Origin of the sequence: Pseudomonas sp. StFLB209, from assembly GCF_000829415.1 — a bacterium.
Taxonomy (GTDB): Bacteria; Pseudomonadota; Gammaproteobacteria; order Pseudomonadales; family Pseudomonadaceae; genus Aquipseudomonas.
The window spans coordinates 955,188-969,259 of sequence record NZ_AP014637.1 but is presented as its reverse complement, the minus strand read 5'-3'; the positions used below and the strand labels follow the sequence as shown (position 1 = coordinate 969,259).

Here is a 14,072-nt window from a genome sequence, read left to right as displayed (position 1 = left end):
CAGGACGCATTGAACTGCCTGAATAGCCCAGCCCAGGGCTTTTTTCAATACCGCAGTTCCACCGCCACATAAGCGCCGATGCCGTCTCCGGGCCACAGCGCTGCGGTGTCGTTGCCTGCCACGTTGTATTGCGGGGTCACTGCGGTTACGTGGGCCTTGTTGGCGAGGTTCTTCAGGTCCAGCGAGACTTTCCAGTCGCCCTTGGGGGCGGCGAAACCAACGTTGGCACCCCAGATTGTGTAAGAGGGCGCATAAAAGGTATTGGCGTAGTCCACTGCGGTACGCGCCGCCGACTGCACATTGACGCCGGTGTAGAAGCCGCTGTGATGCTGGTACTGCAACTCTGACTGATAGACGTGTTCTGGCAGGCCCGGCAACTGGTTGCTGCCGAAGGTGTCATCGTTGCGGTAGTAGAAGTCGTTCCAGGTGTACACCTGACGCCAGTTCAACCGGTCGCCTTGCGGATTTTCCCAAAGGCGGGTGGTCAACCCGGCTTCCACCCCCTGGTGGATGGTCGGCGAGGCGTTGAAAGCGCCGGTGACCGCCGCCGAGCTGGCGGTGGCGGCGATCAGTTGCACATTGAGCAGTTCGTCATGAATCCACGAGCGGTACAGGGCCAGGCTGCCGTCGAAGATCCCCGCTGTGCCCTTGATGCCGAACTCCAGGGTGTTGGCTTTCTGCTCGACCAGCGGCCTGATGTAAGGCGTGGTCGGGCCGGAACCTGAGTATTCCCAGGACGCCGGCGGGTCGATGGAGCGGCTGAAGTTGACGAACGCCTGCAACTGCGGGGTGAACTCGTAACGCAAGCCGATGCGCGGGGCGATGCTCCAATTGTTGTAATCCTCGTAAGTGGGAAAGCTGGTGGTGTTGGCATTGACCGCCTGCTCGATGTCGGTCTTGCGCCGGACATTGATGAACGACACGCCACTGGTCAGCCACAACCGGTCGGTCAGGCTCAGGTCATTGCCCAGGGAAAACACCCGGTCGAACGAGTCCTCGTAATTCACCCGCTTGAGCGTGGATTTGCCAGCGGTTGCCGAGTTGACCCCGCCGCGCAAATGCTGGGTCGAGGTGAAGGCAATACTGCTGCGGCTCTCACGGCCGAACACCTGGTCGAAGCGCTCATAACCCAGTGCCAGGTTCAGGTCGTGCCAGTCCCAATAGCTCGGGTTGCTCGGGCTGTTGGGGTTATTGGTGTGCCGGTAGTCGTGGTAGGCCAGGCCCAGCGACAGCCGTGAATCGTCATCGAAGGTGTAGGTGGTCTTGCTGCCCAGCCAGATACTCCCGGGGCGCCTGGCCCCGGCACCGCTGGAGCGGGCGGTGGCACTGGCGCGGCGGGCGTTGTCTTTGATCGCTGTAAGGGTGGTGGCGCTGGGGTCGTTGTGGAATTCGTCGCGGTAGCGCAGCAGTACGCGGGTTTCCAGTTGCGGGCTGAAGCGATAACCGGCGTTGGCCACCACGCCTGAGCTTTTCGACAGGCTGTAGTCGCGATAGCCCTCATTGCGATAATTGTCGACGTTGAGGTAGTAATCCAGCGCCCCCTCGACGCCGCCGATGCTGACCGCCTGCTTCTGGTAGCCATAGCTGCCGGCCTCGGCACGCAAGCGCAGGCCAGGCGCACTGTAGCCTGTGTGGTTGACGAAATTTACCGCCCCGCCCAGGGTCAACGCGCCGTACTGGAAGGCATTGGCGCCGCGCAGAATCTCGGTGTAGTCGACCCCGGAGGCGTTCAGAAACTCATAGGGGGTGCCGCCAGGCCCGGTCAGCGACAAACCGTCGAACAGAAATTTGATGCCTTCGCGAAAGTAACCCGGCGAGGTGTTGGCGCCAGAGCCGCGAATCGAAATCTTCGCCGCATCGTTACCGCCGGTTGATTGCACGAACACGCCGGGCTGGTAACCCAGGGTGTCTTGCAGGTTGGCGGTACGGCCTTTGCCCAACTCTTCACTGTCCACCACACTGGTGCCGCCCGGCACCTCGGCCAACTGGCTCCTGGCCTGTTCAGCAGCGCTCTGCCGCTCGCCCTGTACGGTGACCGTTTCGAGCCGACGCGGACTGTCGTCGGCCATGGCGATGCTGCAACCCAGCGCGCCTATCAATAAAGTGGCCCGGCCAATAGCTGCCTGTAGGGAACCTCTAAAAACTACCTGCGTCGCCATCGCTGCGTTAAAAACAGGCTCAGAATGCTCATTTACAACCTGTAAACTCCGCTTCCTCGCCTGTTTTTGCCTTGCGCTGGCTTCCTCGCCGACGTTTTTAGAGGCTCCCTGTAAGTGATCTTTCTTTGTTAAATACATTGCGATGTTTCCTGACGTCCATGGGTCATTGTCTTCGGCGTTCTATGCGCATAGTCAGGCCACTGGAAAGAGTGCAGAGCAGGTTCTATGCCAGTATTAAAAGAACGGCAAATAGCGGGTTTTACAGTGCTGCTTAATAATGAGCTGAGCGAAAACAGGAAACTTTGTGGAATGACTGTGTGGTGGCGGTCAGTGCGGGTAATAAGCCGGTAACCGATGGTTATTAGCGGCTTGGCTTTGTGTTTGTTGAGGTTTGCACAGCCCGGCTATTGCCTTCGGGATTTGACTGTTGTGCGCGGTTTATTGTTTGCCTGCCAACAGTGAATAAACAGATTGTACGGGCTTGTTACTTAAGAAAAGTCTGTGGGTGCTGAATAACACCTTGTTGGGTGCTGGCACGACAAGTGCAATGCCTCTTTTAAGAACCTTTAATCGTGCCCGGCTTCCGGGCCAGCGAAATTCTAACTTGGGGCGTCGTTAATATGCTTAAGCAACACAACTATGGGCGTTACTTGCCGGTGTTGGCCAGTGCTGCCAGCCTGCCGATCCTGACGGCGTTGCTGGTGCCTTTTGCGCAGGCGGCGGGCGATTCGCAAACCACGCTGGAGAGGGTCACGGTGACCGGGGCTGCGGTCAGTGACGTGCACAAAGAGCGCAAGCGCTTGCAGAAGGTGGCCGGCAATACCGCCGTGGTCGATAACCGCCAGGTCGAGCAGGGCAGGGCCTCCAATGCCGAAGACGTGCTGGCCCTGCAGCCTGGGGTCTTCGCCCAGGCCACCAGCGGCACCGGAGCCAACAAGATTTCGATTCGCGGCTCGGGCCTGAACACCTTCTATCAAGGCTATGTGCTGGGCACCAAATTCCTCTTCGACGGCTTGCCGATCACCGGCCCCGGCGGCACTCAAGAGGACTTTCTCGATCTGCAGGCCGTTGACCACACCGAAGTGCTGTACGGCGCCAACGCTGCCGAGTACGCGGCGCTGTCGCTCGGCGGGGCGATCAATTTCGTCAGCAAGACCGGGCGTACCGACCCCGGTCACTACGCGCGTTTTGAAATCGGCAGCTACGGCTACCGTAAACAGCAGTTGAGCACCGGAGGGGTGGTGGGCGACAGCGACTACTACATCAACCTGACCCACAACGAGCGCGACGGCTATCAGGATCATGCGGCCAATGAAGGCCAGAGTCTGGCCGCCAACTTTGGCCATGTGTTCAGCCCCAAGCTGCAAACCCGCTTCTTCGTCAAATACCGTGAAGAAGAACTGGTCAACGGCAACACCCTGACCCGCCAGCAGCTCAAGCACGACCCGCGCAGCAATCTGCTGCCCACCGGGCGGCGCAAGGACGGCACCACTTTTATCGGCAACAAGACCACCTGGACCTTCGATGACGGTGCCAGGCTCGAAGTCGGTGCGGCCTACAACAACTACCCGCTGCTCAACGGCTGGCGCTACGCGGTAGCGCCCCAGGACTGGCGCTCCAAAGACATCAACCTGACCCTGCGCTATCTGCGTACCGGCGACAGTTTCTTCGGCCTGCCCAGCGACAGCAGCATCATTTTCAGCAACACCCGGGCCTACCTGGCCGACGTGAAATCCCACAGCGCTGCCACCGGCATCAAACAGCAGGAAACCAACTACACCGGCTCGCGCGACACCGTGCTGACCTTCGGTAACGAGCTGCAACTGGCCGACAGGCTCTGGCTGTCTACCGGCCTGTCGGCGATCAACATCAAGCGCAAGGCCGAGATCGAGTACACCACAGGCGTCAACACCTCAGCCTTCCCCAGCTCGGTTGAGTACAGCGAGAACTACCTGGCGCCACGCATCGGCGTGCGCTACCAGTTGAACCCTGACCTTCAGCTGTTCAGTAATGTCAGCCGCAGTATCGACCCGCCGGTAACCTGGCAATTGGGCAGTACCGGCAACCCGTGGCTGTCGGATGTGCGGCCACAAAAAGCCAATACCTTCGAGGTGGGGATTCGTGGCAGCCACGGCATCTTCGACGGCAGCCTGACCTTGTACCGCTCCTGGGTGCAGGATGAACTGCTGACCGTGGTGACCCGCCAGGCCACTGCGACTCAAGACCAGCTGACCGGCACCTCCAACGCCAGCTCGACCATTCACCAAGGCATCGAGGCCGGGCTTAACACCCTGTTGTGGAGCGGCGCCAATGGCGACACGCTGGACCTGCGTCAGGCTTACACCCTCAACGATTTCCACTATCGCAACGACAGCACCTTTGGCGACAACGAACTGCCGAGCCTGCCGCGCCAGGTGTATCAGGCTGAATTGGCGTATCGGCAACAGAGTGGTTTTTATGCCTCGCTCAACCTGCGGGCAGCGTCGAGTTACTACATCGACTACGCCAACAGTTGGCAGGCACCGTCCTATGTACTCTGGGGTGCCAAGGTCGGTTACCAGGCGCCGAGCAAAAAGTGGGAGGTGTTTGCCGACCTGCGCAACATCACCGACGAGCGCTATGCCACGGCCGCCAACACGGCTTACAACGCCAATGGCCGTGACTCGGCAAACTTCTATCCCGGTGACGCCTTTTCGGTGACCACCGGTGTGGCGTTTCGCTTTTGAAGCCGCAGCCGCTGTTGGCCTGGCAACAGTGCCCCGACACTTTGTCGTTTCCAGAGCGGGTTACACGCAGGTCTGTGCTGATCCGCAAAACCGCTCCAGGCCCGGCGAATCCTGGCCTGAAGCGGTATTGGCCGAGACTGGCACAAGCACTGCAATACCAAGGGCATGAACAGACCAATACCCCGGCGCCTGCGCTGATGAGCATGTTGTTACGGCAAGCCCGGCATTGCCTGGCCCCGCTGTGCCTGCCGCTGCTGATGCTGGCGCTGCCCGGTTGCTCGCCGGCCACGCCGCCAGGCTCTTCATCAGGCAATGCTTCCGCCAGCTCGGCGCTGGCCGACGAAACACGGCTGGGTGAAGACGGCGTGCTGCGTTACCCGGCGAGTGATTTTGTCGAGCAGCAACCAGGCCGGCGCGGCGGCACCTTGCGAGTCTCGGCGGCCACCGATGCCGGCAGCTTCGACATTCACGGGCTGTCGCACGGCAATATGCAGTGGATGGGACGCATCCTGTTCGACTGCCTGGTCTATCAAACCGGCGACGGCACGCTCACGCCCTGGCTGGCGAAAAGCTGGGACATCAGCCCCGACGGCAAGACCTACACCTTCCACCTGCGTGACGACGTGACCTTCAGCGATGGCGAGCGCTTCAACGCTGAAACGGTGCGGCTTAACCTTGAACACATGCGCGACCCGGCGACCAGGTCGCCGCTGGCGGCCGCTTACATCGCGCCCTACCTCAGTGGCCGGGTGGTGGATGACTACACCTTTGAGGCCACCCTGCGCGAACCCTATGCGCCGTTTCTGGATGTGCTGTCGCAAGCCTGGCTGGGCATGATCTCGCCGCGGCAGATCCGTGAAGCACCGCGCAGCATCGCCAGCGGGCCCATCGGCAGCGGGCCGTTTGTGCTCGACAGCTATGTGCGCGACCAGGGTGCCAGCTTCGTGCGGCGTGCCGGTTACCAGTGGGCGCCGCCGGCCATCGCGCATCAGGGCGAAGCCTACCTGGAGCGCATTGAACTGAGTTATGTGCCCGAAGCGATGATTCGCTACACCTCCCTGGAGTCGGCGCGCAGTGACCTGGCGTTGGATGCGCCGCCGCAGAACGCGGCTGCGATTCGCAGTAATCCGCAACTGGTGCTGCGCAGCCGCATTCGCAAGGGCAACCCGAGCCGCAGCATGACCTTCAATGTGCAGCGCGTCCCGTTTGACGATGTGCGTGTACGCCAGGCGGTGGCGCGGGCCATCGACCGTGACGGTCTGGCGTGGATCAGCGGCTTCGGCGAGTTCCTGGCCAAGGGCGATTTGCTGGCGGTCAACACCCGTGACTACGACCCGGTTGCCCAGCATGCGCTGGACTACGATGTGGCCCTGGCCAACCGGCTGCTGGATGAAGCCGGCTGGACCGGGCGCGATGCCCAAGGCTACCGCACCCGCGCCGGCCAGCGCCTTGGCGCGACGATGCTCACCTATGACAACCCGGCGTTTCCGGCCAATGTCTCGGTGGCGGTGCAGGCCGATCTGAAGAAGGTCGGCTTCGACCTGCAAATCGAACTGCTGCCGGTGACCCGCGTCTCCGAGCGCCGTTACGCCGGGCAGTTCGATGCCATTGGTGGCGGTTACTGGCACACCAATACCCCCGACGGGTTGTTCATCCTCTATCACAGCCAGGCCATTCCCAGCGCCCGGCTGATTGGCCAGAACGTTGGCCATTTCAGCGACCCGTTGCTCGACCGGCTGCTGAGCGAGGCCCGGCGCAGCACCGCCCCGGCCCAACGCCGCGAACTCTACCGGCAGGCCCAGCAACGCCTGGGTGAAACCGTACCGGCGGTGCCATCGGTGGAAAGCCAGATGCTGGTGGCTTATCGCAAGTCAGTCAAAGGCGTGCTGTTCGACGGCTCGCATAACGTTCCACTGTTTACCAGCTTATGGCTGGAACCGGAGTCGCCATGAAGCTGCTGCCGTTCACCCTGCGCCGTCTGCGTGACGGGCTGTTGGTTCTGTGGGCTGCGGCCAGCCTGACCTTTCTGGCGGTGACCTTCAGTGGCGGCGATACCGCACTGGCCATTCTTGGCGATACGCAGTCTTTGCCGACGCCCGAACTGCTGGCCCAGGTGCGTGCTGAATATGGGCTGGACCAACCGGTATGGGTGCAGTACGGCCACTACCTGGGACGCCTGGCCCAGGGTGATCTGGGCGAATCGTACCGTCTGCAGATTCCGGTCAGCCAGGCGATCAGCGAACAGTTGGGCGCCACCCTGCAACTGGCGGCCTGCGCCGGGTTACTGGCGGTGCTGCTGGCGCTGGCCTCGGCGCTGCTGACCGCCGGGCGCGGCCGGCGTCTGCGTGCGCTGGCTTCCGGCACCGAGCTGGTGCTGTCGTCGACCCCGTCGCTGGTCTCAGGGCTGGTGCTGCTGTGGGTGTTTGCCTTCGAGCTGCGCCTGTTGCCGCCGTCCGGCTCGCAAGGCTGGCAGTCGCTGGTATTGCCGACCGTCGCGCTGGCCCTGCCGGTGATGGCGGTGCTGGCCCAAGTGCTGCGCCATTCGCTGGAAGACGTGCTGGAGCAGCCCTTTATCAGCCAGGCCCGCGCCCGCGGCATGAGCGACACGGCGGTGCGCCTGCGCCACGCCCTGCGTCATGCCTTGGTGCCGCTGGTGACCCTGTCCGGTTATGTGTTTGCCAGCCTGTTGGGCGGCGCGGTGGTGGTGGAACTGCTGTTCGGGCGCCAGGGCATCGGCCGCCTGATGCTCAATGCCACCTCCAACAAGGACGTGCCGCTGGTGCTGGGCGTGACCCTGCTGGCGGCGGCCATTTACGTACTGGTGAACCTGCTGGTGGACGTGTTGAACCAGTTCATCGACCCGCGCAGCAGCAGGGCCTGAATCATTCATTGCAAGGAGCTGTCATGAGCCAGAATCTTCAATCACCGGGCTACGAGGCCGAACCGGATGCCGAGCTCGATGCGCGGTTTGCCGAGGTGTTCGCGCGTATTGCGGCCGGTGCCGTCGAGCGCGAACAACAGCGCTTGCTGGCCCATGAGCCGGTGCAGTGGTTGCGCGAGGCCGGCTTTGGCGCCCTGCGCGTGCCGCGCGAGCAGGGCGGCCTGGGCATCAGCCTGCCGCAACTGCTGCGCTTGCTGAGCCAATTGGGCGCCGCCGACTCGAACCTGCCGCAAATTCTGCGTGCCCATTTCGGTTTCGTCGAAGGGCGCTTGTCGTCGCGCGACAGCGCTTCGCAGGACTACTGGTTTGCCAAAGTGGCCAAGGGTGATCTGTGGGGCGCGGCCATGGCCGAGCGCACCGACAGTACGGGCAACACCGTGCAGTTGACCTCGGTGGACGCCTGCGGTGGCCTGCTCAACGGCCAGAAGTATTACTGCACCGGCACCCTGTACGCCGACTGGGTGGCGGCGGTGGCCAATGACGGCGACGACTTTGTCAGCCTGGCGGTGCCGGTGACCGCACCCGGCGTCGAGGTGGTGGATGACTGGGACGGTTTCGGCCAGCGCCTGACCGGCAGCGGTACCACCCGTTTCGAGGCGGTGAAGGTGCCCGCCGAGCACATTCTGCGGCGCTTCAAAAAAGGCGAGCTGCGCGCCGAGTCTTACCTCAGTGCCTTCTACCAGGCCGTGCATCTGGCGACCCTGGCCGGTATCGCCCGGGCGGTGCTCAACGACGCGGTGAGCTTCGTTCAGGGCCGGACTCGCGGCTTTGGTATTCCTGGCACTTCCACGCCAGCCAATGACCCGCTGGTGCAGCGGGTCATCGGCCGCCTGTCGAGCCTGGCATTTGCCGCCGATGCTCAAGTGCGCGCGGTGGGCCACAGCCTGCAAGCGGTGTACGAGGCCGAGCAAGCCGGGCAGGCCAGCGAGGCGCATTACACCGACGTGGAAATCCACACCTTCCAGGCCCAGCAGATCGTTTTGCCCCAGGTGCTGGAGGCCACCACCTTGCTGTTTGAAGTCGGCGGCGCCTCGGCCACCAGCACCGAGCGGCGTTTTGATCGGCACTGGCGCAACGCCCGGACCCTGGCTTCGCACAACCCGGCCATCTACCGCGAACAGGCGCTGGGCAACTACTACCTCAACGGCATCACCCCCAACGCGGCCTGGCGCGCCTTGCATGCGCAGGCCTGCGAAGGACAAGGCAGCGGCGATGAAGCCAGCGCGGTGTAAGGAGAATCTATGAACAAGCCACAAACCCAGATGAGCCTGGGCATGAATATCCTCGGTTTCGGCGCCCATGCCGCTGCCTGGCGTGAAGGCGATGCGCCGGTAGACGCGTATCTGGACGTCGATTACTACCGCAATATTGCGCGGATTTCCGAGCGCGGTTGCCTGGACGCCATCTTTCTGGCCGACGGCCCGGCGCTGGGCGGTGATGTCGCGACCCAGCCCGGTGCACGCCTGGAACCGACCATTCTGCTCACCGCCGTGGCGGCAGCCACCGAACGCATCGGAGTGATTGCCACGGCCTCGTCCACTTACAACGAGCCGTTCAACCTGGCCCGGCGCATTGCCTCACTGGACTACATCAGCGCTGGCCGGGCGGCCTGGAACGTGGTCACCAATGCCGCCGATGCAGCCGCGCAGAACTTCGGCCTGGCCGGCGCACCGTTGCATGTCGACCGGTATGGTCGTGCCGAGGAGTTTCTCGATGTAACCCTCAAGCTCTGGGACAGCTGGGAAGACGACGCACTGATCGGTGACCGCCAGAGCGGCCGCTTCGCCGACCCGGCCAAGGTGCATACCCTGGACTTCAAGGGCCGGCATTTTTCGGTCAAAGGTCCGCTCAACCTGCCGCGCTCGCCCCAGGGCCGACCGGTGCTGGTCCAGGCTGGCTCCTCTGAAGGCGGCAAGGCGCTGGGCTCGCGCTACGCCGATGCGATTTTCACTACCCAGACCACGCTGCCCGATGGCCAGGCCTTTTACCGTGAGATGAAAGGCCGGGCCAGGGCGTGGGGGCGTAACCCTGAGCACCTGAAGATCATGCCGGGCCTGTCGACCGTGATCGGCAGCACCGAGGCCGAGGCCCATGCGCGCTTCGACCGGCTCAATGCCTGGCACGGCGAACACGGGTTGCTGCAACAGGTGGCCGGCCGCATCGGTATCGCCGCCGAAGAGCTGGACCCTGACGCCCCGTTGCCGTGGGCACGGATTGGCGCGGTGGCGGAGTTTGAACGTGGCTCACAAGGATTTCTTGAGGCCCAGCTCAATCTGGCGCGCCGCGAGAACCTGAGCATCCGCCAATTGTCGCGGCGCATTCTGGTCGGCCACCGGCTGCTGGTCGGCACTCCCGAACAGGTCGCCGACACCCTGGAGCAATGGTTTCTGGCGGGCGCCGGGGATGGCTTCAACATCATGCCGGACATGTTCCCCTCCGGCGTTGAGATTTTTGTCGAACAGGTCGTGCCTTTGCTTCAGCAGCGCGGCGTGTTCCGCCGTGAGTATCAGGGCCGCACCCTGCGTGACCACCTTGGCCTGCCGGTGGCCGAAAACCAGTTCACCACCGCCCGCGCACAAGCCGCGTCCGGTTATTAAGGAGCTAAGCATGCAATACCGTCGTTTGGGTCATACCGACCTGCAAGTCAGCGTCCTCAGTCTGGGCACCATGACCTGGGGGCACCAGAACAGCGAAGAAGATGCCCACCGCCAACTGGACGCCGCCCTGGCTCATGGGATCAATCTGATCGATACGGCCGAGATGTATCCGACCCCAACCCGTGCCGAGACCTGGACCACCACCGAGCGCTACATCGGCAACTGGCTGGCCGCCAGCGGCAAGCGTGAGCAGGTGATCCTGGCCAGCAAGATCGCCGGCCCTGCCCGCGACTCCAATGCTCAGAGCCATATTCGCGATGGCCTGTCGCATCACGACCGGCACAATATCGTCGCCGCGCTGGATGCCAGCCTCAAGCGCCTGCAAACCGATTACCTGGACCTGTACCAACTGCACTGGCCGGACCGCACCACCAACTTTTTTGGCATTCGCGAATACCCCTACGTGGCTGACCATCCGCACACCGCCGCGATTGAAGAAAGCCTGCAAGTGCTCGATGAGCAGGTCAAAGCCGGCAAGATCCGCCACATTGGTGTGTCCAACGAAACACCCTGGGGCGTGGCGCGTTTTCTGCGCCAGAGCGAGGATCGCGGCCTGGCCCGCATCGCCAGCATCCAGAACCCCTACAGCCTGCTCAACCGCCTGTACGAGAACGGCCTGTCGGAGTTCAGCCACCGTGATGGCATCAGCCTGCTGGCGTATTCGCCGCTGGCTTTCGGTGCCCTGACCGGCAAATACCTCAATGGCGCCCGCCCTGAAGGCGCGCGGCTGTCGTCGGTGTATCGCACCTTCAACCGCTACGACAGCCCGTCGGCCAACGAGGCCATCAGTGGCTATGTCGAGATCGCCCAGCGCCATGGTGTTACCCCGGCTCAACTGGCGCTGGCGTTCGTCATTGCCCAGCCTTTTGTCGCCAGCGCCATCACCGGGCAGACCACCCTTGAGCAATTGCAAGACAACCTCGGTGCGCTGGAGCTGACCCTGGACGATGCCGTGCTCGGAGAGATCCAGGCCCTGCACCAGCGCATCCCTAACCCGGCGCCCTGATCGGCTTGTAAACACACCACTTGTGGGCGCGAGCGCTGCTCGCGAAGAGGCCCGTATGACCAGCAATGCTCCTGATGCGGTATTGACCTTGATGCGCGCCGGCCAATCCCGTCCGGCCTGGCGCTGGCCTGTCAGCCGGCCGGGGCTGTGGCTGGCCTGGGCGGTGCTTGCTGTGTTGATGCTGGCGGTGCTGGTGCCAGATTGGCTGGCACCGTTTGACCCGTTGGCCGCTGATGCGCGGCGGGCGTATCAGGCGCCGGATGCGCTGTTCTGGCTGGGCAGTGATGAAAATGGCCGCGACGTGCTCAGCCGGATTATCCATGGCGCCAGACCGTCGCTGTTCATTGGACTGGCGGCGACCCTGGTCGGGCTGGGCGCCGGCACCTTGCTGGGATTGCTCGCCGGCCTGGCACCGGCCTGGCTGGACAACCTGTTGATGCGCGGGGTGGACGTGCTGTTGGCGTTCCCGGACCTGCTGCTGGCACTGGTGATCATCACGCTGTTTGGTCAAGGCACCAGCAACCTGATTCTGGCCGTGGGCATCGCTGCGGTGCCGCGTTATGCCCGGCTGGTACGGGCGCAGACCTTGAGCATCCGCAACGCCAGTTTCGTCGAGGCGGCCGTCACCTTGGGCCGGCGCCCGCTGGCGGTGGTCTGCACCCATGTGCTGCCCAACGCCATCGCGCCGGTGCTGATCATGGCCACCATCGGCTTGGGCGGCGCAATCACGGCGGGTGCGGCATTGAGCTTTCTCGGCTTTGGCGCACCGCCACCGGCCGCCGAATGGGGCGGCATGCTGGCCATCGGTCGCAACTTTCTGGCCAACGCACCCTGGCTGGTGGCCTGGCCTGCGCTGGCGATCACCCTGAGTGTCATTTCCATCAGCGTCATTGGCCGTGACTGGCTGCGGCGCAGTGAGGGCAAAGGCTTATGAGCGTTATCCACAAGCACGCACCGTTAATAGATATCCACAACCTGCGGGTCAGTTTCGGCGGCGTACCGGTGGTGCGCGGTGTCAGCCTGCAATTACACGCCGGGCAATGCCTGGCGTTGGTGGGGGAGTCCGGTTCGGGCAAGAGTGTCACCGCCCGTACTTTGGTCGGGCTGAGCGGACCAGGCGCGCGGATCAGCGCCGAGCGCCTGGCGTTTGCCGGCATTGATTTGCGCGATTTCGATGAGCGCGACTGGCAACGCCTGCGCGGCGCGGCCATCGGTTTTGTGATGCAGGACGCGCTGGGTTCGCTGGACCCGTTGCGCCGGGTCGGGGCTGAGGTGCAAGAGCCGCTGCGCCTGCACACCCGGCTCAGTCATGCCGAGCAACAGCGGCGGGTGCTGGAGCTGTTGCAACAGGTGGGCGTGCCGGAGCCTGAGGTGCGGGCCCGCCAGTACCCCTGGCAGCTTTCCGGTGGCCTGCGCCAGCGTGCCTTGATCGCCTCGGCCATTGCCTGCCAGCCGCGCTTGTTGATTGCCGACGAGCCGACCACCGCGCTGGACGCGACGGTGCAGGCGCAGATTCTGCGCTTGCTTGAACAACTGCGCGGCAGCGACAACAGCTTGCTGGTGGTCAGCCACGACTTGGCCGTGGTGGCGCGGCTGGCCGATCAGGTGGCGGTGATGCGCGCCGGGGTAGTGGTCGAGCAGGGCTGCGCCGAACAGATTCTTCAAGACCCCGTCCACCCTTACACGCAAAGCTTGCTCAAGGCCGCCCGTGCGGTGCATTTCCAGCGCCCGGCCGCGCCGCTTCTGGGGTTGGTCGAAGACCCTGTGCCTGCGAGCGGTACGCCGCTGCTTGAAGCCTGCGCGCTGCGTAAAAGTTTCCCCGGCCCTAATGGCGCGCCGCGTCCGGTGCTGCACGGCGTCTCGTTGCAATTGTATGGCGGGCAAACCCTTGGCGTGGTCGGCGAATCCGGCTCTGGCAAAAGCACCCTGGGGCGCATCCTGCTCGGCCTGGAACAGGCTGACAGCGGCCAGGTGCTGCTCGATGGTCGTGACTGGTCAAGCCTGTCGCCTGAGCAACAGCGCTTGGCCCGGCAAGGTATTCAGGTGGTGTTCCAGGACCCGCAGGCCTCGTTCAGCCCGCGCTTCAGCGTGCTACGGGTGCTCAGTGAAGCCCTGGCGCTGGCCGGTGTGCCCCGTGCCTTGCGACGCACCGAGGCTGCCAGCTTGCTGGAGCGGGTACACCTGCCGGTCAGCGTCCTGGACCGGCGGCCGCAGGAATTGTCCGGTGGTCAGCGCCAGCGCATCGCTATTGCCAGGGCATTGGCGATGAAGCCGCGGGTACTGGTCTGCGACGAGCCGGTGTCAGCACTGGATGTCTCGGTGCAGGCGCGGATTCTCCAATTGCTCGCTGAACTCAAGGCCGAACTGGGCCTGGCCTGTCTGTTTATTTCCCATGACCTGGGGGTGATCGAGCAGGTCAGCGACCGGGTCCTGGTGCTGCAAGGTGGCCACGTCGTGGAGCAGGGCCCGGTTGCCCAGGTCCTGCGCCAGCCACGCCATGCCTACACCCGCGCGCTGCTCGACGCAGTGCCCGAGCTTCCTGCGCCGCAGCCGGCGTGGGCCAATCGTATCGCTGTATAAGGA

At 63.6% G+C, this 14,072-nt stretch carries 9 protein-coding genes; 8 read left to right on the top strand and 1 reads right to left on the bottom strand.

The features are described 5' to 3' along the window. Positions 1 to 44: 44 nt before the first annotated feature. The gene (locus PSCI_RS04495) at positions 45 to 2,069 is read right to left on the bottom strand and encodes a TonB-dependent receptor family protein (RefSeq protein WP_231906363.1); all 2,025 of its coding nucleotides are present in this window, start codon (positions 2,067 to 2,069) and stop codon (positions 45 to 47) included. Positions 2,070 to 2,779: 710 nt separating this feature from the next. Between PSCI_RS04495 and PSCI_RS04490 the strand changes: the two genes are divergently transcribed. The 8 genes from PSCI_RS04490 to PSCI_RS04455 all read left to right on the top strand — a co-directional run bounded on the left by PSCI_RS04490 (position 2,780) and on the right by PSCI_RS04455 (position 14,069). Continuing rightward, entirely contained in the window at positions 2,780 to 4,885 is a 2,106-nt protein-coding gene (locus tag PSCI_RS04490) for a TonB-dependent receptor family protein (RefSeq protein ID WP_045483344.1), read from the top strand. A 197-nt stretch (positions 4,886 to 5,082) separates the two neighbouring features. Then, entirely contained in the window at positions 5,083 to 6,837 is a 1,755-nt protein-coding gene (locus tag PSCI_RS04485; protein WP_045493819.1) for an ABC transporter substrate-binding protein, read from the top strand. Beyond that, a complete protein-coding gene (locus PSCI_RS04480; protein ID WP_045483341.1) occupies positions 6,834 to 7,766 on the top strand; it encodes an ABC transporter permease in 933 nt (310 codons plus the stop codon). The genes PSCI_RS04485 and PSCI_RS04480 overlap by 4 nt, the downstream gene beginning before the upstream one ends. A gap of 23 nt (positions 7,767 to 7,789) precedes the next feature. Then, positions 7,790 to 9,058: an acyl-CoA dehydrogenase family protein gene (locus PSCI_RS04475; RefSeq protein ID WP_045483338.1), complete on the top strand. Its 1,269-nt coding sequence runs from the start codon at positions 7,790 to 7,792 to the stop codon at positions 9,056 to 9,058. 9 nt (positions 9,059 to 9,067) lie between these two features. Next, a complete protein-coding gene (locus PSCI_RS04470; protein ID WP_045483336.1) occupies positions 9,068 to 10,423 on the top strand; it encodes an LLM class flavin-dependent oxidoreductase in 1,356 nt (451 codons plus the stop codon). A 10-nt stretch (positions 10,424 to 10,433) separates the two neighbouring features. Next, positions 10,434 to 11,489, top strand: a complete 1,056-nt coding sequence (locus tag PSCI_RS04465; RefSeq protein WP_045483334.1) for an NADP(H)-dependent aldo-keto reductase — start codon at positions 10,434 to 10,436, stop codon at positions 11,487 to 11,489. Between the two features lie 91 nt (positions 11,490 to 11,580). Beyond that, positions 11,581 to 12,423, top strand: a complete 843-nt coding sequence (locus PSCI_RS04460; protein ID WP_045493816.1) for an ABC transporter permease — start codon at positions 11,581 to 11,583, stop codon at positions 12,421 to 12,423. Then, the gene (locus PSCI_RS04455; RefSeq protein WP_045483332.1) at positions 12,420 to 14,069 is read left to right on the top strand and encodes a dipeptide ABC transporter ATP-binding protein; all 1,650 of its coding nucleotides are present in this window, start codon (positions 12,420 to 12,422) and stop codon (positions 14,067 to 14,069) included. The genes PSCI_RS04460 and PSCI_RS04455 overlap by 4 nt, the downstream gene beginning before the upstream one ends. Positions 14,070 to 14,072: the final 3 nt, after the last annotated feature.

Excerpts from the sequence above, each read along its gene's own strand:
- PSCI_RS04460 (WP_045493816.1), top strand. The coding sequence starts at position 11,581 with ATGCGCGCCGGCCAATCCCGTCCGGCCTGGCGCTGGCCTGTCAGCCGG.
- PSCI_RS04485 (WP_045493819.1), top strand. The coding sequence starts at position 5,083 with ATGAGCATGTTGTTACGGCAAGCCCGGCATTGCCTGGCCCCGCTGTGC.
- PSCI_RS04475 (WP_045483338.1), top strand. The coding sequence starts at position 7,790 with ATGAGCCAGAATCTTCAATCACCGGGCTACGAGGCCGAACCGGATGCC.
- PSCI_RS04465 (WP_045483334.1), top strand. The coding sequence starts at position 10,434 with ATGCAATACCGTCGTTTGGGTCATACCGACCTGCAAGTCAGCGTCCTC.
- PSCI_RS04495 (WP_231906363.1), bottom strand. The coding sequence starts at position 2,069 with ATGGCCGACGACAGTCCGCGTCGGCTCGAAACGGTCACCGTACAGGGC.
- PSCI_RS04470 (WP_045483336.1), top strand. The coding sequence starts at position 9,068 with ATGAACAAGCCACAAACCCAGATGAGCCTGGGCATGAATATCCTCGGT.
- PSCI_RS04480 (WP_045483341.1), top strand. The coding sequence starts at position 6,834 with ATGAAGCTGCTGCCGTTCACCCTGCGCCGTCTGCGTGACGGGCTGTTG.
- PSCI_RS04490 (WP_045483344.1), top strand. The coding sequence starts at position 2,780 with ATGCTTAAGCAACACAACTATGGGCGTTACTTGCCGGTGTTGGCCAGT.
- PSCI_RS04455 (WP_045483332.1), top strand. The coding sequence starts at position 12,420 with ATGAGCGTTATCCACAAGCACGCACCGTTAATAGATATCCACAACCTG.